This window comes from Eggerthella timonensis (genome assembly GCF_900184265.1).
In the GTDB taxonomy this organism is placed as follows: domain Bacteria; phylum Actinomycetota; class Coriobacteriia; order Coriobacteriales; family Eggerthellaceae; genus Eggerthella; species Eggerthella timonensis.
The window spans coordinates 2,018,410-2,038,105 of record NZ_FXXA01000002.1 but is presented as its reverse complement, the minus strand read 5'-3'; the positions used below and the strand labels follow the sequence as shown (position 1 = coordinate 2,038,105).

Sequence of the window (19,696 nt, the reverse complement as noted above, 5' to 3'; positions counted from 1 at the left end):
CGAGAAAGGCGGCAACGGTCGAGACATTGAAGGAGGAGCAGTGAGAAGAGTACTAGCAGGCTTGGTCGTCGTTTCGCTTGCGGCGGGAGCGCTCTGCCTCGGGTGCGCGAGCAGCCAAAACGTCGAGGGTTCCGCCCCTGCGAGCCAAAAGGAGCTCGCGGCCGCCTGGCCGCTCAGCAACGAACAGCACGCCAAGAGCAACATGAAATGCACGGCCTGCCACGACGAAGAGGATCCGACCCAAGGCGTCGGCGCGGTGCCCACCGAGACATGCCTTTCATGCCATGGCAGTTACGAGAAGGTCGCCGAAAGAACGGCGGCCATCGGCGACGAGATCAATCCGCACGACAATTTCCACTACGACATGCAGCTCGATTGCACCACCTGCCACAAAAGCCACGGCGAGTCCGTCAACCTCTGTCTGAGCTGCCACGACGCGGATCTCTGGATGAACGACATCCCGTAGCCGCACGAGCACATCGAGCATGCCGACACAATAGGAAGGATTCGCATGGACAGGAAATGCTTTCTGAAAACCAGCCTGATCGCAGCAGCCGCCACCGTCGCGTCGGTCGCCGGCGCGGGCCAGGCTTTCGCATCGCCCGCGCAGCAGGACGACGAGACCGAGGGCTTCGATGAAATCGTCGACGTCGTGGTCGTGGGAAGCGGCCTCGCAGGCACGGTTGCCGCAGTCACCGCTGCGGAAACCGGCAGCACGACCCTGCTGCTGGAGAAGATGGACCAGCTCGGCGGAACCTCGCGCGTCAGCGGGCTGAACTTCGCCTGCACGGGAAGCGACGAGCAGGCCGCCGAGGGCATCGAAGACGACCCCGAATCGCTCTACCAGGACATGAGGAAGGTTGCCGAAGACTACGGCGATCCCGAACTCGCCCGCATCGTCGCTTCGAAGTCGGCGGAATTCTACCGATTCCTCACCGAGCGCGGCGTCGTCTTCAAGCAGTTCAAGAACGGCGGCGGCCACAGCGTCAAGCGCATACTGTGGGCGGGAGGCGGACGCTTCCTCCTCGATCCTCTGCTCGCCCACGCCAAGCAGAACCTCCCCGACGCCCTCGAGACGAGAACGCGCTGCAAGGTGGACGACCTCATCATGCGCGACGGTCGCGTCGTCGGGGTGACCGCGCGGGAGAGCTACTCGTTTCGCTACGAATCGCCGGAGAAGGACGATACCGAGAATGCGGGCGGGCAAGCGCGTCGCATCGGAGCACGAAAAGGCGTGGTGTTCGCGACAGGCGGCTACGCGCGCGACAAAGACCTGCTGCGCGCCGAAAGCGCCATCCTCGCCCAAGCGGATTCCATGACCAACCCCGGCGCGACCTCGGGGACGTTGAAGATGCTCGCGTCGCACGGCGCGCAAGCGGTGAACCTATCGCTGTTCAGGCTCTCCTATCCCATCCCCACCGAGGACGTGTGCTGGGGCATGCTCGTGAACCCCGACGGCGAGCGCTTCGTCAACGAGCTGGGAAGCCGAAACGATCTCGGCGTCATCATCTTGAAGGAGATGCTGGACCACGACGGAAGGCCTCCGCTGCTCATGTACGACTCCGTGGGCATCGAGTTGTTCCGCGACAAGCAGCGCCTCGAGATGTCTCTTGCCGGGAGGAACTTCAAGAACGGCAGCATGTACGCGTTCGACACCGTCGAGGAGGTCGCCGAGCACTTCGGCTACGAGCCTTCGGTGCTTTCCGCGGCCGTCGACCGCTACAACCGGATGTTCGACGAGGGAGCCGACGAAGACTTCGGCAAGGACATGGCCGCCTTGAACGGAGCCGCCCTCAAGCAGCCGCCGTTCTACGCCATGAACCTGATCCCGAACAACAACTACACGCCCGGCGGAGTGCGCATCGACACGTCGGCGCGCGTGCTCGACGCGTACGGCAGCCCCATCGACGGCCTGTACGCCGCCGGCGAAGCCACGGGAGGCGTGCACGGGGCGCAGCGCCTCACCGCCTGCTCGTGCCCCGATTGCGGCGCGTTCGGCATGATCGCCGGCGAGGAGGCGGCGAAGCGGAGCCCCGTCGAGCTGTAAGGGTCGAGGGCAAGGCGCGGCGAACGTCCCGCGGCAACGCCGCAGGGCGTTCGCCGCGCTCGTCGGGATGGTTCCAGGTTTGTGCATTATGCGCTCATCGGCTGAAACGTCGGCTGATGAGCGTATACTGGTTGCTCGGCGCCCGACGCTCGTTCGGCTGCGCCTCGATCTTCCGACATGCATGACGCGGCGGATCGACCCCGCACCTGCAATCAGCGGCGCCCGCGCCGCACCGACACAGAAAACAGAGACATATGAAGCAATTCAACGAACTCGGCCTGTCCGACCAGGCTCTGCAAGCCGTCGCGCGCCTGGGCTACGAAGCGCCCACGCCCGTCCAGGAGCAGGCCATCCCGCTGGCGCTCGAAGGGCGCGACCTCATCGCCGCCGCCAAGACCGGCACCGGCAAGACCGCGGCCTTCTCGCTGCCCTCGCTCGACCGCCTCGGGCACGCCAAGGGCGGCCAGGGCCCGCTCATGCTCGTGGTCACGCCCACGCGCGAGCTGGCCCAGCAGATCGGCGAGGTGTGCACGGCCATCGCCGCGTCCACGCACCACCGCATCCTCACCGTGGTAGGCGGGCTGTCCTACACCCCGCAGATCAACAAGCTGAAGCACGGCGTGGACATCCTCATCGCCACGCCGGGACGCCTCGTCGACCTCATGGAGCAGGGCGCTGTGCGCCTCGGCGACGTGGAGGTGCTCGTGCTCGACGAGGCCGACCGCATGCTCGACATGGGCTTCTGGCCGGCTATGAAGAAGATCATCGGCGCCACGCCCTCATCGCGCCAGACGCTGCTGTTCTCGGCCACCATCGACGCGTCCATCAAGAACAGCGTTGGCAAGCTGCTGCACGACCCGGCGTTCGTCGAGATCGCGCACAAGGGCGAGACGGCCGACACCGTGGACCAGTACGTCGTCCACGTGGCGCAGACGCTCAAGCCGGCGCTGCTCAAGGCGCTGCTGGCCGAGAAGGGCGCCGAGCGCGTCATCGTGTTCGCCCGCACGCGCAGCCGCGCCGATTCCACCTGCCGCCGCCTCAAGCGCGCCGGCTACACCGTGGAGGCCATCCACTCCGACCGCAGCCAGGCGCAGCGCCGCCGGGCGCTCGACAACTTCGCCAGCGGCAAGACCGGCGTGCTCGTGGCCACCGACGTGCTGGCGCGCGGCATCGACGTGGAGGAGGTGGACTATGTCGTGAACTTCGACCTGCCCACCCAGCCCGAAGACTACGTGCACCGCATCGGCCGCACGGGCCGCGCGGGCGCCGCGGGCTTCGCCGTGTCGTTCGTGAGCCCCGAGACCGCCGACGCGCTGCGCGACATCGAGAAGCTCATCAAGCGCCCCATCCCCGTCACGGAGGTGGCCTCGTTCGACGCCGAACAGGCCGCCGAGGAAGCCGCCGGCAAAGCCGCGCGCGCCGATGCGCGCCGCGACCCCGAGATCAAGCAGGCCGCCAAGGAAATGGCCGCGCGCGAGCGCAAGAAGGCCAAGGCCCGCGAGCAGAACCAGGCCGACGCCGCCGGGTCGGGCAAGCGTCCGCTCGCGAAGAAGAAGCCGTCGGGCGGCCAAGGCGGACAGGGCGGTCGTCCGCAAGGCCCGCAGGGCAAGAAGCCGAACGCCCCGCAGGGCGGCGCGCCGAAGAAGCGCGGCGGCTCGGACCTGCGCCCCGGCCGCACCCATCGCGCCGCCGTCGCCCAGCAGAGGGGCAAGCGCAGCAGGTAGAACGAAAGAGGGTCGCCGTTGCGACCCTCTTTTTTTACGTTCGGGGCGAAGGTGGCGCGCATTCCGAAACGGCGCCGGAAACGCTGCACGCGATCTCGCTCGCGGCAAGCAATTTTTTCGTTTTGCGTGTCCCAAAGCCGTTCGGATCGCGTTTCGATAGACACTCCGAATCTTCGACCTGGGCTTTTGCACGCATCCTGCAGCTGGTTCCCCCTTTCGGGAGAAGAAAAGTTCGCAAAACGAAAAAACTGCTTGGAATAGCCCGTTTTGCGTGCCGAAACCAATTCCGCCTCCCCCGTCGCTCGATCCGCGGCGCCGCGCCGACCGCGTGCCGTCCCTTATCGCGAATCGACGCGGACGCACGTCACAAACCGCACGCTTTCCTCCGCGCTAAGGGGAATCGCATCGACGCTCCCAGGTCGGGGCGAGGTCGTCCGTCTTACCCCAGCGGGTCCTTGTTCTGGTTGGCGGCGACATGGACGAGGCGGTTGCCCAGCCACAGCAAGAACGCGAGCACCACGACGGCGCTGCCGGCCAGCATCCATTCGCCCTGCAGCAGCTCCGCGATCAGCAGGAACACCGCCACCGCGGCGGCGAACAGCAGCGCGAGCGTGCCGAGCGCCACCAGAGCCGTGGCCGCGAGGCGCGCCCGGTCGCCTCCGGCGCGCCCGGATCCCTGCGTTTCGTTCAAAGGTTCATCGCCCATATCCGAAAGCCTCCCTCCATCGACAACGGCCCGACGGGGTCGCTTTCCCTCAGCATACGCTCTTCGTGGCGACGACGGCCACGCCGGTGCCGCATACGTCCTCTATGAGCACGTCGCCGGCAGCGACGGGCGCGGAGAGGTCGAGCACGGCGATGGCGGCCAGCACGTCGCGCATGGCGGCCTTCGGCACCGGGCGCTCGGTCTTCACGCTGACGGGCTCCAGGCAGCCGGACACGCACAGCACGGCCGTCACCATGCGCTCGGGCGCCACGGCCTCCTGAGCCGCATAATCCGCGCCGCGCTTGCACGTGTAGCCCGAGACGTCGGCAACCCGGCCGTCCTCGTCGAGCGCCACCTCCACGCGGCAGCCCAGCGGGCAGCAGATGCACGTGAAGGCGACGATGTCGGTGGCGAATTGCATCAGTCGGCCCCTCCCCCTGCGATGTGCGCCTCGTTTGCGGGCGCCGCGGCCGCGTCGCGGCCCTCCACGCGCACGCGCACGGCCGAACAGCCCGCCACGGCGCCGGCGGGCAGGATGACGAGCACCATCTCGGCAGGCACGGCGATCATCGTCTTCGCGCGCTTGAGCTCGCGCACGCGCCCTGCGGCGTCGATGCCCTCCACGATGAAGCGCGGTTCGCTCACGGTGCGCGTCACGCGCAGCGACAGCATGAGCTTCTCGTCGGGCCGCATGGCAGCGTCCACGGCCTGCGGCACCACGTAGCGCACGCCGTCGCCCGCCATCACGGGGATGCCGTCTCCGGACGCATCGACCGGCTCGGCGCCGTCTTCGCAGCCCGCAACCCGACGCTTCGCGTAGGCCGCCGCCGCGGCGCCGGCGCGCTCGCCCTCCTGCGAGGCATGGTCCACCAGGTCGTGCACGTGCAGCGCGTTGCCGCAGGCGAACACGCCAGGCACGTCGGCGGCCAGACGGTTGTCCACGCGCGCGCCGCCCGTGACGGGGTCGAGCGACACCCCGGCCGACTTCGCCACCTCGTTTTCGGGCACGAGGCCCACCGACAGCAGCAGCGTGTCGCAGGGGATGCGCTGCTCGGTGCCGGGGATCACCTGGATCGTCTCGGGATCCACCTGCGACACGTACACCGCGCTCAGGCGCCCCTCCCCTTCCAGGCGCGTCACCGTCGAGCTGAGGTGCAGCGGGATGCCGAAGTCGTCGAGGCACTGCACCACGTTGCGGCGCAGTCCCGACGGATGCGGCATGAGCTCGTGCACGCCGACGACCTCGGCGCCTTGGGACGCCAGACGGCGCGCCATGATGAGCCCGATGTCGCCGGAGCCGAGGATGACCGCGCGGCACCCCGGCAGGCATCCTTGGAGGTTCATGAAGTTCTGCGCGCTGCCCGCCGAGAACACGCCCGACGGGCGGGAGCCCGCCATGTTGAGCGCGCCGAGCCCGCGTTCGCGCGAACCGGTGGCCAGCACCACGGAGCGCGCCCGATACGCGTGCGCGCCGCGCGCGTCCACCGCGTGCACCGTGAGCGGCGAGCCCGCGCCGTCGTCCGGGCGTCCCGGATCGACGGACGTCACGCTGGCCCCCGCCAGCACGTCCACCGCGCCTTCGGCTGCAAGCGCGTCGATCTCGCGCTGCGCGTACTCCGGGCCCGTCAGCTCCACGCCGAAGCGGTGCAGCCCGAAACCGTTGTGCACGCACTGCTTGAGGATGCCGCCCAGCTTCTCCTCGCGGTCGAGCAGAAGCACGCGCGCGCCTCGGCTCGCGGCCGCCTGGGCTGCGGCGATGCCGGCGGCTCCGCCGCCCACCACCGCCACGTCGTACGTGTCGCCCGCGCCCGTCGAAGCCTGTGCGCGCGCAGCGGCGTGGGCGTCGGCGCAGGCCAGCTGCGCGTAGTCGGGGCGCGCCTTCGCCACCACCGGCGAGCCCGCCAGGCGCTTGTCCAGCGCGTCGGGAGCGACGCCCGTCTCGCGCGCAACGATGCGCGCGATCTCCGGCGAGCAGAACCCGCCGTGGCAGCGGCCCATCATCGCGCGCGTGCGCCATTTGAGCGCGTCGAGCGACAGCACCGGCAGCGGCCCGTGCAGCGCGGCTGCAAGCTCGGCCTCGGTCACCTCGCAGCAGCGGCACACGACGTGCCCCCAGCGCGGATCGGCCTCGATGGCGCGGGCGCGGGCGGCCTCGTCGAGATCGGCGAACGGCGCGCAGCGCTCGCGGCGCGCCCGGAACGCCCCGTTGGGCTCGGCCCCCAGCTGCTCCGCCACCGCGCGCGCCACATGCTCGGCCACGGCAGGCGCCGAGGTGAGCCCCGGCGAATCGAAGCAGGCGATGTTGAAGAACCCGGGCGCGTCGTCCGGCTCGCCGATGACGAAGTCGTCGCCGTCGGCATTCGAAGCGCGCAGCCCTGCGAAGTTCGCGATCATGCCGCGCGCGCTGGCGTCGGGCCATGTCTTCCTCGCGGATTCCAGCACGAACCGCAGGCCCTCCGCGCTCGTCGACAGATCGGTCTTGCTCGCCTGCTCCACCGCGTTCGGCCCCACGAGCAGGTTGCCGTGCACGGTCGGCGTCACCAGCACGCCCTTGCCCGCCGACGACGGCGCTTGGAACACCGTATGGGAGAACAGCGGTCCGTACTCGGAATCGTACAGGCAGTACTCGCCGCGCCGTGCCGTGATGTGCAGACGGCGCGCGCTCACCATGTTGTTCAGCTCGTCGGCGAACACGCCGGCGGCGTTCACCACCGCGCGCGCCGCGTAGCGCGCGCCCGAAGACGTGACCAAAAGGTAGCGCGCGGACGTCGCCGATGCGGCCGAGAGCCGCTCGACGGACACGACGCGCTCGTTGAAGCGGAACGCCGTGCCGTGCAGCGCAGCCTGCTCGGCCGAGAAGAGCGCAACCTCGTACGGGTCGCAGATGGCGCCCGTCTCAGCCACGAGGCCGCCGCGCACGAGCGGGCTCACCTGCGGCTCGAGCGCCCGCACGTCGGCCGCGTCCAGCTCGCGCACGCCCTCCACGCCGTTCTCGGCCGCACGCGCCACGAGCCGGCGCACGGAGGCCCGCTCCTCGTCGGAGAACGCGAGCACGAGCGAGCCGTTGCGCACGTAGGAGAATCCCAGCTCGTCGGCCCATTGCGGGAACAGCCGCGAGCCTTCCACATTGAAGCGGGCCTTGAGCGTTCCGGGCAGCGGGTCGTGCCCTGCGTGCACGATGCCGGAGTTCGCGCGGGTCGCCCCGCACGCCACGTCGTTGCCCGCTTCGAGCACCACGGCGGACAGGCGCCATCGCGCCAATGCGCGCGCCGCCGTCGCACCGGCGACGCCGGCTCCCACGATCGCAACGTCGACGCTCTGTAGAGGTTCGGTATCCATGTCGTTCAGCTTACTATTTATCCCCGTTGAGCGAAAGGGCAGACACGCAATCCGCCAAGCGCGGTATCGTACTTTTCAACGAAGCGATGAAAGGAACCTTATGAGGATAGCGGTGGCAAGCGAGGGGCTTGCGGTCTCGCCCTATTTCGGGCATTGCGCGAGCTTCACCTGCTACAAGATCGAACGGGGCATCATCGTCGAATGCCAGAACATGCCGAACCCCCATCAAAGCCCCGCCCGCATCGCCGCCGTGCTGCGCGAGCTCGACGTGACGGCGGTCATCACCGGCATCATCGAGCGCGATGCCGTGGAAGCGCTGGAGGCGGCCGATATCGAAGTGGTGGCCAACGAGAAGGGAAGCGCCCGCGGCGCGGCCGAAGCGTACCTGGCCCACACCCTCATCGGCGCCGACGAATGGCACAACGACGAGGAGACGCTCAACGCCCTCGAAGCGTGAGAAGCCCCTCCCCCGAACGCACGAAGGCCCCGCAGATGCGGGGCCTTCGTCATATCGTCGTGCGGTTCGCAGGCCGTAAGCCGCGAAACGAGAAACTACAGGGCCTTCTTGGCGACCTCGGTGATGGCGGTGAACGCCGCGGGGTCGTTGATGGCCATGTCGGACAGCACCTTGCGGTCCAGCTGCACGCCGGCCTTCTTGAGGCCGTTCATGAGCACCGAGTAGCTCATGCCGTTGATGCGAGCGGCCGCGTTGATGCGGGTGATCCAGAGGCGACGGATCTCGCGCTTCTTGTTGCGGCGATCGCGATACATGTACTGGAGCGAATGCTGCACCTGCTCCTTCGCGGCACGGTAGGAACGGGACTTCGCACCGTAGTAGCCCTTGGCGCGGTTGAGGACGGTACGACGCTTCTTATGGGCGCTGACTGCGCGCTTGACACGAGGCATGTTCTATCACTGTTCCTTTACGATTAGCGGAGGCCGAGGTTGCGGGCGATGACCTTCTGGTCAGCCGTGGCCACTTCGGTTTCATGGCGGAAGTTGCGCTTGCGCTTGGGGCTCTTCTTCGTCATGATGTGGCTCTTGTAGGCCTTCGAGCGCATGATCTTGCCGGAACCGGTAACGCGGAATCGCTTCGCGGTGCCGCGATGAGTCTTCATCTTAGGCATGGTCGTTCCCTTCTTCTTTCTTCTCGTTCTCTTTCTTTTTCTTCGCCGCAGCCGCCGCAGGCAGCGGGGCGATGAGCATGTGCATGTTGCGGCCTTCCATCTTGGGCTGGTTCTCGATGACCGCTTCGTCCTTCAGGTCGTCGGCCAGACGCTCCAGGATGGTGAGGCCCAGCTCCGGGTGCGCCATTTCGCGGCCGCGGAACATGATGGTGATCTTCACCTTGTTGCCGGCTTCGAGGAAGCGCATGACGTGCTTCTTCTTCGTCGTGTAGTCGCCCACGTCGATCTTCGGCCGGAACTTCATTTCCTTCGTCTCGACCTTGCTCTGGTTCTTGCGGGCCTGCTTGGCCTTGATGGCCTGGTCGTACTTGAACTTGCCATAATCCATGATGCGGCACACGGGCGGTTCCGCGTTCGGCGCGATCTCCACGAGGTCAAGCCCCTGGTTATCGGCGACGCGCTGAGCCTCCGCCGTGACGTAAATGCCCATCTGTTCGCCATCGAAGCCGATCAAACGGCACTCGCGAACCGTAATCTCTTCGTTGAGCCGAGGCTCCTGAGCAGCTATCGCGCTCACCTCCCAATCCATCGCGCTTCCGCGCATAATAAAACCCGTAGCTTTGGCAGCGTACGGGTTTCGCATTCGTTTCGGGCTTTTCAGCCGGTATTCGAGCGACCCATCAGCAGCCAAAGCGCCGAATCAGGTGGAGGGTTTCCCCTCACTTGAATAAACAACTTGCCTATTGTAGCACGCCGATGAGCAGATGCAAGCGTTTTGCGCAGCTTTTCGCCGCTTTTTCGCCCAACTTCTTAACCTCCTGCCGCTCCCGACGCCGCGCCGGGCTTCACTTGCGCGCCGTCAGCAGGAACGAGAGCGGAAGGCCCCGGCCATCGTAGGCGTCGGTCAGGCCGACGTCGTAGTCGAACTCGTCGAGCTTGGTCACGTGCAGGCCCGCGCGGCACACCGCGTTCACGATGGCCGACATCGTGTGCGAGAAGCTCGTGAACGTCTTGGACTCGTAGCATCCGGACATGTAGCCCATGCCCTCGTTCTCGATCCACGGCTCGCTGCGGAAGTAGGAGTACGCCAGGCTCGGCCGCTCCGCGTCGAAGCCGGGCTCGCCGGGCAGCGGCAGCATGTTCATGACGGGGTGGAAGTCGTGGAGGACCACCGCGCCGCCCGGCTTCAGGCACGTCGCCGCCTTGCCGAACAGGGCGTCCAGATCCTCGATCCAGGTGACGGCCCCGATGGTGAACAGCACGAGGTCGAACGCCCCGTCGTAGGCGGGAGGGATGGCGAGGACGTCGCCGGCGACGAAGGAGCAGCGCTCGACGCCGGCCCCCCGCGCGGCGTCCCGAGCCTGCCCGAGGACGTTCTCGGCGATGTCGAACCCCACGCCGCGCGCAGGGCCCAGCTGCATGAGCGACAGAAGCTCGCGGCCGTTGTTGCAGCAGAACTGCGCCACATGCTTGCCCGCAAGGCCCATCGAACGCAGCTCGCGCGCCAGGTCGGGGTTGAGGAACGGCAGCTCCTCGCGTTGCAACCGCTCGGCGACGTCTTCGCCCCAGCCGGGAAGCCGATGCTCGAATGCCTCCTCCCACGCTTCCTTGTTCGCCTCGATGTATCCCATAGCGCCCCCTCGCCCGTCCGATTCCGTTTCCCGCAGTATACGCGAAGGAGTCGCCGGCCCGCGTGCGGGTAAAACCATCGATTCGGCGAGCGCCGCCTTTCGACACGATGCCGATTTGTTATACTCGAAGAATCAGATGCCCGAAGCCCGCCTTTCGCGACGGAAGGACACCATGAATCGATTAACCCGCCTCCTCACGCTCGCCGGCGCCTGGACGGCTTGCATCGTCGGCTGCATCGGCGTGTTCGTGCCGGTGCTGCCCACCACCCCGCTGCTACTGCTCGCGACGTTCTTGTTCGCGAAGTCCTCGCCGCGCTGCCATGCCTGGATCGTCTCGACGCGGGTGTACCGCACGTACGTCGCCGCATTCAAGGAAGCCGGCGGCATCCCGATCGGCACGAAAGCGCGCATCCTGGCCGTGTCGTTCACGCTCATGGGGCTGTCCGCATGGTTCGTGCAGAAGCCCCTCGTCTGGGCCGTCCTCGGCTGCGTCGGCGTGTTTCTGCTCTACCTCATGTTCGTCCGCATCCCTACCATCGGCATCGAGCGCGTCCAGCGCGTCCGCCGCGCCGAAGAGGAAGGCTAGGGGCATCCGCGATCACAAGCGCCAGCGGGATGGGCGCCGCGCGCGAATTCTGGCAAGTTCGCGCCGTTTTGCGAGCCTTTCGGCACCCATACGCCGCCCCGCTTCATCATAGCTTCGGGAAAACACCTGGTCAGCATCGCTCGACTTCGTTTTATAGCTGATTGAGGATAGCCAAAACGGCTCGAACTTGCCACGATCCGCGCGAGGCGAGACGCTGCGCGAGAGCCCCCGACACGATGAAGCGCGCACCCGACGATACCGGGTGCGCGCTTCCAACGGCTATCGGATCGAAACGCTAGTTCTTGTCCTCGTAGAGCTCGATGACGGCGCCGTCCTTCTCGACGAAGGCGAGGCGCACGCCGGGGCCGGCGTCCAGGGGGCCGCAGATGATGCGGTCGGCATCGTCGGCGTAGCGGTCGAGGTCGTCCACCGCGTAGGCCACGTGCCAGCGGCGGTGCAGCTCCTCGGGGAAGGGCGTGCCCTCCTCGAATTTGAGGTACTCCACCTTGTAGTCGTAGTCGTCGACGTTCGACACCCAGAACTTCATGGCCTCGTTGTAGGTCATGTTCGGCTTCTTCTCCGTGATGGGGATGCCGATGTGCATATAGGTTGCGGTCATACGCGCTCCTCTCGCTCGACGCTAGCGCATCGAGAACATGTCCATGGCGGCTTCCGCGTCGGCCTGCATGGCGGCGGTCGCCGCGTTGGCCAGCGCGTGGAAGTACTTCGGATGCTCTTGGGCGATGAGCGCCTCGACGGCGCGCACGCCCGCGTTGCTCATGTAGCTGAAGTAGTTGATCTTGCGGATGCCGGCGCGGATGGCCGCCCGCGTGTCCTCGCACGACAGGCCGCTGCCGCCGTGCATGACGAGCGGCACGCCGCAGCGGATGCGCAGCTCCTCGATCAGCTTGAAATCGAGGTTCGGCGCCGCCTTGTAGAAGCCGTGCACCGTGCCCACGCTGGCCGCGAGCGCGTCGATGCCCGTGTCGGCCACGAAGCGCGCGGCCTCGTCGGGGTCGGTGTACACGTTCTCCCGGTCGTCGTCGGCGTTCTCGAGCCCCTCGTGGCCCGTGGTGAAGCCGATCTCGGCCTCCACGTCGGCGCCGTACTCGTGGGCCAGCTCCACCGCTCCCAGCGTCAGCGCCACGTTCTCCTCGTAGGGCAGCTGCGAACCGTCGATCATGACGGCCGAGAACCCTAGTTCGAGGGCGCGGCGCACGTAGCCCACATCCTCGCCGTGGTCGAGCATCACGCACACGGGAACGCGCGAGGCCTCGGCGCGCGCCACCATGATGGGGCCGATCACGTCGATGGACGTCTCCTCTTCGTGCAGCTGCGCGTGCTGGATGATGACCGGCTCGTCGCGCTCCTCGGCCGCGCCGATGGCGGCGAGCAACAGCTCGAGGTTCGGCGTGTCGAAGGCGGCGGCCGCGCAACCGTTCTCTTCCGCCCAGGCGAGGACGGTTCTCAAAGATACGAGCATGGGCCTCCCCTACTTCTTCAGGTACGGCGTGGTGCAGGGAGCGTTCCACAGACGCAGCAGCTCGTCGTCCATGCGCGCCATGAACATCTGGAATCCGGCCTGCTCCTGCACGGTCAGCATCTCGCCCACGAAGTTCGCCACCACTTCGATGTCCTGCTTAGCCAGCTCCTTGACCGCGGCGCGGTACACGATGAGCTGCTCCATGAGCGTGGTGGCGCCCGAGCCGTTGACGATGAGCATGACCTTCTCGCCCGGCTCGATGCCGATGTCCTTCACGAGCGCGTTCACCATGATGGCGGCCGTCTCGTCGGCGGACTTCATGGGCTGGCGGCCGCCGCCCTCCTCGCCGTGCTGGCCCATGCCGATTTCCATCTCGTCGTCGCCGAGCTCGGCCAAGAGCGTGCCCGTCTGCGGATGGGTGGCGCCGCGCACGGCCACGGCCAGCGTCGCCATGTTGTCGGCGAAGCGCTGCGCGACGGCCGCCACCTCCTCGAGGCTTCTGCCCTCGGCGGCCGCGGCGCCGGCGATCTTGTACGTGGGGATGCAGCCCACGAGGCCGCGGCGGTCGTCGGCGTTCTCGCGCGAGGCGTTCGACACGTCCTCCTGCGTGACCACCTTGACCACGTTGAGGCCCTGCTTCTTGCACTGCTTCATGGTCATGTTGCCCGTCAGCATGTCGCCGGCGTGGTTGAGCACGATGTAGAGCACGCCCTTGCCCTTGTCGGCCAGCTTGATGGCGTCGACGCAGGCCTGCGGGCCGGGCGCGGCGAAGATGTCGCCCACCACGTCGATGTCCACCATGCCCTCGCCCACGAAGCCCTCGATGGCCGGCTCGTGGCCGCTGCCGCCCTGCGTCACGATGGTCACGCGGTCGGCCTCGGCCAGCTTCTTGTTGATGACCATGTTGTCCTCGCCGAGCTCGAGGATGTCGGGGTTCGCCAGGGCCAGGCCCTCGAGCAGCTCCGTCGTGAGGTTGTCGGGGTCGTTGATGAACTTCTTCATCTGCATGGTGCTCCTCCTCAGTCGTTTGACAGCCGGAAAAGAAAGGCCCGCCGCACGCTGCGGCAGGCCGGGTTCCCCTCTAGTGCGCGGCACCCTGCGCCAGCCCCCGCAAGAACAGCGAGGTGGACACGGCGCCCGCGTCGGGCGTGCCGATGGTCTGATCGCCGTAGCTGCGCGCGCGGCCGAACTTCGACGCGAAGCCTTCGGAGGCCCGCGCTCCCGCCTCGGCCGCCTCTGCCGCTGCGGCGAACACGGCCGCCGCATCGTCGTCCGCGGCGGGGCACGTCTGCGCGGCTTCCACGGCGGGGATCAGGGCGTCCATCATGGTCTTGTCGCCCACCTGCGCGTTCGTGATATCCTGCATCTCGGCCAGGCAGCCGGCGAACATGCGGCGCGCGGCGTCGGCGGAAAGCTCGTTCTCGTCGTCGTCGAGCCGGGCGCCCAAGCCGCCGATGAGCGTGCCGTACAGCGGGCCCGCGGAGCCGCCGCGCACGGCCATCACGTCCATGCCCAAGTCGTCGAGGAAGTCTTTGACGGAGGCGTCGTCCCACTGCTCGACGCGCTCGTTCACGAGCTTGGCGATCTTCGTGATGGTGATGCCGTGATCGCCGTCGCCGAACTTCGAGTCGATGTCGCTTAAGCGCTCGGCATGCTCCAGCATGAGCCGCGCGCCTTCGCGCAGCATGGCCTTGCACGTGCCCCGATCGATCATAGGTGCCCCTCTCCCTCTCGGTTATCGCTTCGCGGTCAACTCTACCCGCAACGTTCGAGAAGGTCAATGGGCGAAAAGCGCGCAGGTTGGCGCAGTAAGTCAGCGAGGCTGGTCGTGGTGCCCGAGATCGTGGGAAGGCCGAGGGCGAAGCGTACTTCGGTACGCGAGCCCTCGGCCTCGCCGCGAGATCGGGTGCCACGGCCGCCCGCAGCATCGGCGCGTTCCGCCGGCCGTCAGGCCGGCGGAACCCTGTTACGCGTTGATGTAGACGTAGACGATGCGGATGGTGTCGGCGAGGTTGCCGGACGTGTTCGCGGTCGAGTAGTTGTACAGCAGCACCGCCGACCACTCGTGCGCGGCGCCGTCCATCTCGACCGTTCCGGAGAACGAGTACGACTCCTTGACGAGCGTCGTGCCGTCGCTCGCGTACTCGGAGTACGCGGTCTTGTCGGCGGGCAGCTCCGCGGAGCCCTCGGGCACGTCGACGCCGGCTTCCTGCAGCGTCTTCTCGATGAGGTGCTCGTTCTTCACCGCGTCGACGAAGCTGAGCGAACCGTAGCCGAGCGAGGCGGTGGCGGCGGAATAACCGGCCTGCACGACCGCGCCGTCCTCATCGAGGCCGAGGTACACCGTCGGCGTGCCGGAGCGCGTGTCGGCCGGCTCGTCGGTGAGGGCCACCGTCACGTTCGTCTTGACGGGATTGCCCTCCTCGTTCACTTCCTTCGAGGCGGTCTCGGTCGCGCCGTGCTTGAGCGCCGTGATGGCGTCGTCCTTCGTCATGCCGAGCACGGCGGCCAGATCGGGCACGTCGGTCTTCTTGGCGGTGACGGTGGCGGCGTCCTTCGTCTCGTCCTTCTGCATGGATCCTACCTCTTGGGAGCTCTGCTGCTCCTGGGTCTGCTGCGAAGCGATCAGCTGGCTTTCCTCGAACCACTGCCACGCGAAGTAGCCCAGCGCGCCGATCAGCGCGATCAGCAGCACGACGATGGCGATGAGCACGCGGCGCATGCGGCGCGACTTGCGCTGGTAGGCGGGGATCTGCTGCTTCTGCTTCTTTTCCTTCCGCTTCTTGCCGTGGCGGCCCTGGGGCTCCTCGGGCTCGACCGGCAGCGTCTCGTCGCCGAACAGCAACGGCGGCGCGTCCACCGGCTCGAGGGCCTCGATGGCGTCGGGGTACTCGTCCTCGTTGTCGCCGCGGTAGCTGAAGCCGCCCGCGTGCGCGCCGTCGGCCACCGGGGAGAACGCCTCGGTCAAGCCGATGCGCTCGTCGGATCCGTCAGCGGGCGCTTCCGACCCGTTTCCCACCGGGGAGAACGCCTCGGTGAGGCCGATGCGCTCGTCGGAGCGGTCGGCGGGGGTGCCTTTGGGTACGTTGGGAGCATGTTTGGGCATCGTTGAGCCTTCCTGACAGGTGGAACGGAGGTGCTAGCGCAAGAACAGGTACCACGCGACGACGGCGATCACGCCCACCACGCCGAGGGCGATCACGATCTTCTGGGCGACGGGCATGGGAGCGGACTCGAGATCGTCCAGGGTCGTCTCCTGGAAGCCCGCGTCTTCGGCGGAATCCTCGTCAGCCGGCTCGGGCGCGGCAGCATCCTCGACGGCCTGCTCGACGGCCTCGTCGTCGACGGTCCGGGCCGCCGGGGCAAAAGCCTCCTCGGCAGCCGGTGCGGCGGCTCGCGCGGGGCGCGCGCCCGCCTGGATGACGACGTCGTCCTCGTCGTCGGGCGTCACGGTTATATGGGAAAACTTGGGTTCGCCTGCAGCCACGGGATCATCCTTTCACGTCAATGCGATTATAGATGATAATCTTCGCGGATTCCCCTGTCCAAATAATATCCATCGGGGGCGAAGCGCTTGCGGTACGTGAGGTAGCAGGCCATGACGATGGCGATGGTGTTGGCGGCCGACAGCATGAGCATGACCACGATCTGGTACTTGGCCGCAGCCAACGGGTCGGCCCCCGCGAGCAGCTGGCCGGTCATCATGCCGGGAAACGTGACGATGCCGGCGGCCGACATGTTGGCGAGCACGGGCGTCATGCCCGCGCCGATGGCGGCCCTGAGCGAGGGGGCGGCCGCCTCGCCCGGCGTCGCGCCCAGGGCGATGAGCGAGAACATCTCGGGCTCGCGCGCATCCATGTCCGAGAACAGCCGGTCGATGGCCACGGCCACGGACGCCATGGCGTTTCCCATGATCATCCCCACGATGGGCACGAGCTGCCGCGCGTTGTACCAAGGCTCGGCATGCACGACGCCCTCCACCACGATGAACCCGATGGCGGTTGACGACACGAAAAGCGACGCGAACACGGCGGGCGCGAGCCCGGGGATGCGGCTCTTCACGCGCGACGTGGCGATCTGCGTCGCAGCGGCCACCATGACCGCCAGCACGACCAGCACGAGCTGCCACGTCTGGTACTCGAACAAGTACCCCAGCAAAAACCCCGCCGCCAGAAGCTGCACGAAGCAGCGCACCGACGAAACCGCGATGCGCCTGGTCTGCCCCAGCTCGAGCTTCCACGACACGAGGCCCGCCACCAGCATGAGGGCGCTCGCCGCAAACAGCTCCAGGTAGCCGATGTCCACCACGCCCTCGCTCACGGACGCGCCCCCTTCCCTGCCGCGGAGTACGACAGCGTCCCGCCGTCGAGCGCGAACACGCCCGAAGCGAAGCCGTCCGAAGCGCGGTGGCGGATGCGCAGGCAGGTCGTGCGCTCGTCTGCGAGACGGCGCGTGAGCAGGCCCACCGCCAACGCGGAGCCGTCGTCGAGCGCGGCGTCCACCTCGTCGAGCAGCAGCACGCGGGGACGCGTGGCGAACGCGCGCAGCAACGCCACGCGCGCGGCCTGGCCGCCGGAAAGCTGCGAGGCGTCGCGGGAGAGGCCCACGTCGTCGAGCTCGACCGCCTCGAGCAGGCGCTCCAGCTCGTCGTCGCCGGGCGGCGCGGACCCCGCGTTCGCCTTGAGCTTCCACGGCAGCACGAGGTTGTCGCGAACCGTGCCGACCACGAGCGTGCTCCGCTGCGGCACGAGGCACACCCGCCTGCGCCACTCGACCGGCTTGAACGCCGACGAGGGGCGATCGTCCAGGAAGAGCTCGCCCCCATCGCGCGCCAGCATGAGGGCGCATGTGCGCAGCAGCGTCGACTTGCCCGAGCCGGACGGCCCCGTGAGGTCGTACACGCATCCCGCCTCGAGCGCGAACGACGCGTCGAGCACGAGCGGCACGGCTTCGCCGCCGCGACGGTAGGACACGCTGATATGCTCTGCGCGGAAAAGGCTCATGGGGCCATGGTAGCACGAGGCCCCCGCCGCAGCCAGGCGGCGGGGGCCGGACGGGCCCGATGCGCGCGGGGGCGCGCCCGCTACTGCACGCCCTCGATGTGCGGGATGCTGGCGAAGCCCGCCTCGAGCTCCTCGTCGGTGGGGATATGGTCGCTCATCTCGCCGCGGTTGTAGGCGTCGTAGGCCTTCATGTCGAAGTAGCCCGTGCCCGTGAGGCCGAACAGGATCGTCTTCTCCTCTCCCGTCTCGGCGCAGCGCTTGGCCTCCTCCATGGCCTGGAAGATGGCGTGGGCGCTCTCGGGCGCCGGCAGGATGGTCTCGAGGCGCGCGAACTCCACGGCCGCCGCGAACACGTCCGTCTGCTTCACGGCCACGGCGTCCATGTAGCCGTCGTGCTTGAGCTTCGACACGATGGGGCTCATGCCGTGGTAGCGCAGGCCGCCGGCGTGGTCGGGGCTGGGAAGGAAGCCGTTGCCCAGCGTGTACATCTTCGCGAGCGGGCAGGTGCGGCCCGTATCGGCGAAGTCGTAGGCGTAGCGCCCGCGCGTGAGCGAGGGGCAGCTGGCCGGCTCGACGGCGATGAAGCGCGTGTCGGGACGGTCGCCTTTGATCTTGTCGCGCATGAACGGCGCGATGAGGCCGCCGAGGTTCGAGCCGCCGCCCGCGCATCCGATGACGACGTCGGGGTACTCCCCCAGCTCCTCGAAGGCGGCGTAGCTCTCCATGCCGATGACCGACTGGTGCAGCACCACCTGGTTGAGCACCGAGCCCAGCGTGTAGCGGCCCTTGTTCCCGGGGATGTTGAGCGCGCGCTCCACCGCCTCGGAGATGGCCGTGCCCAGCGAGCCCGTGGAGTCGGGGTGCTGGCTGAGCATCTTGCGGCCGATCTCGGTGGTGTCGGACGGCGAGGGCGTCACGTGCGCGTCGAACGTCTCCATGATGTTGCGGCGGAACGGCTTCTGCTCGTAGGAGCACTTCACCATGAACACGTCGAGGTTGAGCCCGAAGTGCGCCGACGCCTCGGCCAGCGCCGTGCCCCACTGGCCCGCGCCCGTCTCGGTGGTGATGCCGCTCAAGTCCTGGGCCTTCGCGTAGTACGCCTGGGCGATGGCCGAGTTCAGCTTGTGCGAGCCGGACGTGTTGTTGCCCTCGAACTTGTAGTAGATCTTCGCGGGCGTGCCGAGGGCCTTCTCCAGGTTGTACGCGCGGCACAAGGGCGACGGACGGTAGATGCGGTACATCTCCAGCACGGGCTCGGGGATGTCGACGTAGGCCGTGTCGTCGTCGAGCTCCTGGCGCACGAGCTCGTCGCAGAACACGGGTGCCAGATCCTCAGGTCGCGCGACCTGGCCGTTCGGCAGCCGGATGGGCTCCGGCTTCTCCGGCATGTCGGCCCGCAGGTTGTACCACTGCGTCGGGATCTGGTCTTCGCGCAGGTACAGACGATGCGGTGCTTGTTCGGTCATGGTCGTTTCCTTTCCTTGCAGTCGGTTCCGCGGCTTCCCGCCGCGGATCATCGTGATCGGCCTCGCGCACGCACGGCACGCACGAAAAGAGCCCCCGGATCTCCGAGGGCTCTTCTGATAAGTATGTATGCGTGGACAGAAGCCAGGGGACCCGGGATTAATGCGTTCTGTTCCACCACCATGCGCCGACGGACGGCGTCGCGAGGACGTTGTCGACGAGAACGATGTTGGCGGCAGTTCGCAAAGGGAGCCTTTCACGCTCGGGTTTCCGGGTACGCCCGCCAGTATAGCCCTTCCCTCCGTCGGATGCAAAGCCCTTTTTTCGGCGTTTTCGCCGTCCTTTCACGGCGAAAACGGCCGTCGACGCAGCGAAAACGGCTGCGCAGGGCCGGGCCTCCCTCGGCGGAACCTACCTTTCAGGGGCCATTCGGGCGCGCTCGCGGAAGGAAACCAACGCTCGAATGTTAAATTTTCGTCACGACGTGCTTTATTGCACTAAAGTATGCTGATACGCTTAGTACCGCAACGATGCGCAAAAGCGTCAGCAAAGTCGCATGACTCGCTGGAGGGCCCCGCACAAGGCG

The 19,696-nt window shown here is 67.5% G+C and carries 21 protein-coding genes; 5 read left to right on the top strand and 16 right to left on the bottom strand.

From position 1 onward, the window contains the following. The first annotated feature begins 40 nt into the window (after window positions 1–40). From C1A15_RS08355 to C1A15_RS08345, 3 genes are all read left to right on the top strand, one after another. Window positions 41–466 carry a cytochrome c3 family protein gene (locus C1A15_RS08355; RefSeq protein ID WP_180953041.1) on the top strand — a complete coding sequence of 142 codons (426 nt, stop codon included), beginning with the start codon at window positions 41–43 and terminating at the stop codon, window positions 464–466. Window positions 467–511: 45 nt separating this feature from the next. Further along, a complete protein-coding gene (locus tag C1A15_RS08350; protein ID WP_101722134.1) occupies window positions 512–2,047 on the top strand; it encodes an FAD-dependent oxidoreductase in 1,536 nt (511 codons plus the stop codon). A gap of 254 nt (window positions 2,048–2,301) precedes the next feature. After that, window positions 2,302–3,771 carry a DEAD/DEAH box helicase gene (locus C1A15_RS08345; protein ID WP_101722133.1) on the top strand — a complete coding sequence of 490 codons (1,470 nt, stop codon included), beginning with the start codon at window positions 2,302–2,304 and terminating at the stop codon, window positions 3,769–3,771. 439 nt (window positions 3,772–4,210) lie between these two features. Here the strand turns inward: C1A15_RS08345 and C1A15_RS08340 are convergent, their stop codons facing one another. From C1A15_RS08340 to C1A15_RS08330, 3 genes are read right to left on the bottom strand one after another with little or no spacing between them, the layout of a single operon-like run. After that, window positions 4,211–4,477 (bottom strand): hypothetical protein, encoded by a 267-nt coding sequence (locus C1A15_RS08340; RefSeq protein WP_101722132.1) that lies wholly within the window; start codon window positions 4,475–4,477, stop codon window positions 4,211–4,213. Between the two features lie 49 nt (window positions 4,478–4,526). After that, window positions 4,527–4,898: a DUF1667 domain-containing protein gene (locus C1A15_RS08335; protein WP_101722131.1), complete on the bottom strand. Its 372-nt coding sequence runs from the start codon at window positions 4,896–4,898 to the stop codon at window positions 4,527–4,529. After that, window positions 4,898–7,816 carry an FAD-dependent oxidoreductase gene (locus C1A15_RS08330; protein WP_101722130.1) on the bottom strand — a complete coding sequence of 973 codons (2,919 nt, stop codon included), beginning with the start codon at window positions 7,814–7,816 and terminating at the stop codon, window positions 4,898–4,900. The genes C1A15_RS08335 and C1A15_RS08330 overlap by 1 nt, the downstream gene beginning before the upstream one ends. A 100-nt stretch (window positions 7,817–7,916) precedes the next feature. Here C1A15_RS08330 and C1A15_RS08325 point away from each other — a divergent pair, with 100 nt between their 5' ends. After that, complete coding sequence (locus tag C1A15_RS08325) at window positions 7,917–8,273, top strand: NifB/NifX family molybdenum-iron cluster-binding protein (protein ID WP_101722129.1); 357 nt, start codon at window positions 7,917–7,919, stop codon at window positions 8,271–8,273. Window positions 8,274–8,368: 95 nt separating this feature from the next. Here the strand turns inward: C1A15_RS08325 and rplT are convergent, their stop codons facing one another. The 4 genes from rplT to C1A15_RS08305 all read right to left on the bottom strand — a co-directional run bounded on the left by rplT (window position 8,369) and on the right by C1A15_RS08305 (window position 10,574). Further along, entirely contained in the window at window positions 8,369–8,722 is a 354-nt protein-coding gene (gene rplT / locus C1A15_RS08320; protein WP_009304642.1) for a 50S ribosomal protein L20, read from the bottom strand. Window positions 8,723–8,745: 23 nt separating this feature from the next. Next, a complete protein-coding gene (gene rpmI, locus C1A15_RS08315; RefSeq protein WP_101722128.1) occupies window positions 8,746–8,943 on the bottom strand; it encodes a 50S ribosomal protein L35 in 198 nt (65 codons plus the stop codon). Continuing rightward, window positions 8,936–9,532: a translation initiation factor IF-3 gene (infC, locus tag C1A15_RS08310; protein WP_101722127.1), complete on the bottom strand. Its 597-nt coding sequence runs from the start codon at window positions 9,530–9,532 to the stop codon at window positions 8,936–8,938. The genes rpmI and infC overlap by 8 nt, the downstream gene beginning before the upstream one ends. 256 nt (window positions 9,533–9,788) lie before the next feature. Continuing rightward, window positions 9,789–10,574 (bottom strand): class I SAM-dependent methyltransferase, encoded by a 786-nt coding sequence (locus C1A15_RS08305; RefSeq protein ID WP_101722126.1) that lies wholly within the window; start codon window positions 10,572–10,574, stop codon window positions 9,789–9,791. A 172-nt stretch (window positions 10,575–10,746) separates the two neighbouring features. On the opposite strand from C1A15_RS08305, the gene C1A15_RS08300 reads away from it, so the two are divergent. Beyond that, entirely contained in the window at window positions 10,747–11,160 is a 414-nt protein-coding gene (locus C1A15_RS08300) for a DUF454 family protein (protein ID WP_101722125.1), read from the top strand. A 295-nt stretch (window positions 11,161–11,455) separates the two neighbouring features. Here the strand turns inward: C1A15_RS08300 and C1A15_RS08295 are convergent, their stop codons facing one another. The 9 genes from C1A15_RS08295 to C1A15_RS08250 all read right to left on the bottom strand — a co-directional run bounded on the left by C1A15_RS08295 (window position 11,456) and on the right by C1A15_RS08250 (window position 19,112). After that, complete coding sequence (locus tag C1A15_RS08295; protein WP_101722124.1) at window positions 11,456–11,779, bottom strand: VOC family protein; 324 nt, start codon at window positions 11,777–11,779, stop codon at window positions 11,456–11,458. 21 nt (window positions 11,780–11,800) lie between these two features. Then, window positions 11,801–12,643 (bottom strand): class II fructose-bisphosphate aldolase, encoded by an 843-nt coding sequence (locus C1A15_RS08290; RefSeq protein WP_101722123.1) that lies wholly within the window; start codon window positions 12,641–12,643, stop codon window positions 11,801–11,803. Window positions 12,644–12,652: 9 nt separating this feature from the next. Next, entirely contained in the window at window positions 12,653–13,651 is a 999-nt protein-coding gene (locus C1A15_RS08285) for a dihydroxyacetone kinase subunit DhaK (RefSeq protein WP_101722122.1), read from the bottom strand. A gap of 73 nt (window positions 13,652–13,724) precedes the next feature. Beyond that, window positions 13,725–14,357 (bottom strand): DAK2 domain-containing protein, encoded by a 633-nt coding sequence (locus tag C1A15_RS08280; protein ID WP_101722121.1) that lies wholly within the window; start codon window positions 14,355–14,357, stop codon window positions 13,725–13,727. 252 nt (window positions 14,358–14,609) lie between these two features. After that, window positions 14,610–15,749: a histone-lysine N-methyltransferase gene (locus tag C1A15_RS08270; protein ID WP_101722120.1), complete on the bottom strand. Its 1,140-nt coding sequence runs from the start codon at window positions 15,747–15,749 to the stop codon at window positions 14,610–14,612. Window positions 15,750–15,782: 33 nt separating this feature from the next. Continuing rightward, window positions 15,783–16,130, bottom strand: a complete 348-nt coding sequence (locus C1A15_RS08265; protein ID WP_101722119.1) for an SURF2 Surfeit locus protein 2 — start codon at window positions 16,128–16,130, stop codon at window positions 15,783–15,785. A gap of 26 nt (window positions 16,131–16,156) precedes the next feature. Next, window positions 16,157–16,963 (bottom strand): ABC transporter permease, encoded by an 807-nt coding sequence (locus C1A15_RS08260; RefSeq protein WP_101722118.1) that lies wholly within the window; start codon window positions 16,961–16,963, stop codon window positions 16,157–16,159. Next, complete coding sequence (locus C1A15_RS08255) at window positions 16,960–17,616, bottom strand: ABC transporter ATP-binding protein (RefSeq protein WP_180953040.1); 657 nt, start codon at window positions 17,614–17,616, stop codon at window positions 16,960–16,962. Before C1A15_RS08255 ends, C1A15_RS08260 begins: the two co-directional genes overlap by 4 nt. 110 nt (window positions 17,617–17,726) lie before the next feature. Continuing rightward, window positions 17,727–19,112: a TrpB-like pyridoxal phosphate-dependent enzyme gene (locus C1A15_RS08250; RefSeq protein WP_101722116.1), complete on the bottom strand. Its 1,386-nt coding sequence runs from the start codon at window positions 19,110–19,112 to the stop codon at window positions 17,727–17,729. Between the last annotated feature and the right edge of the window lie 584 nt (window positions 19,113–19,696).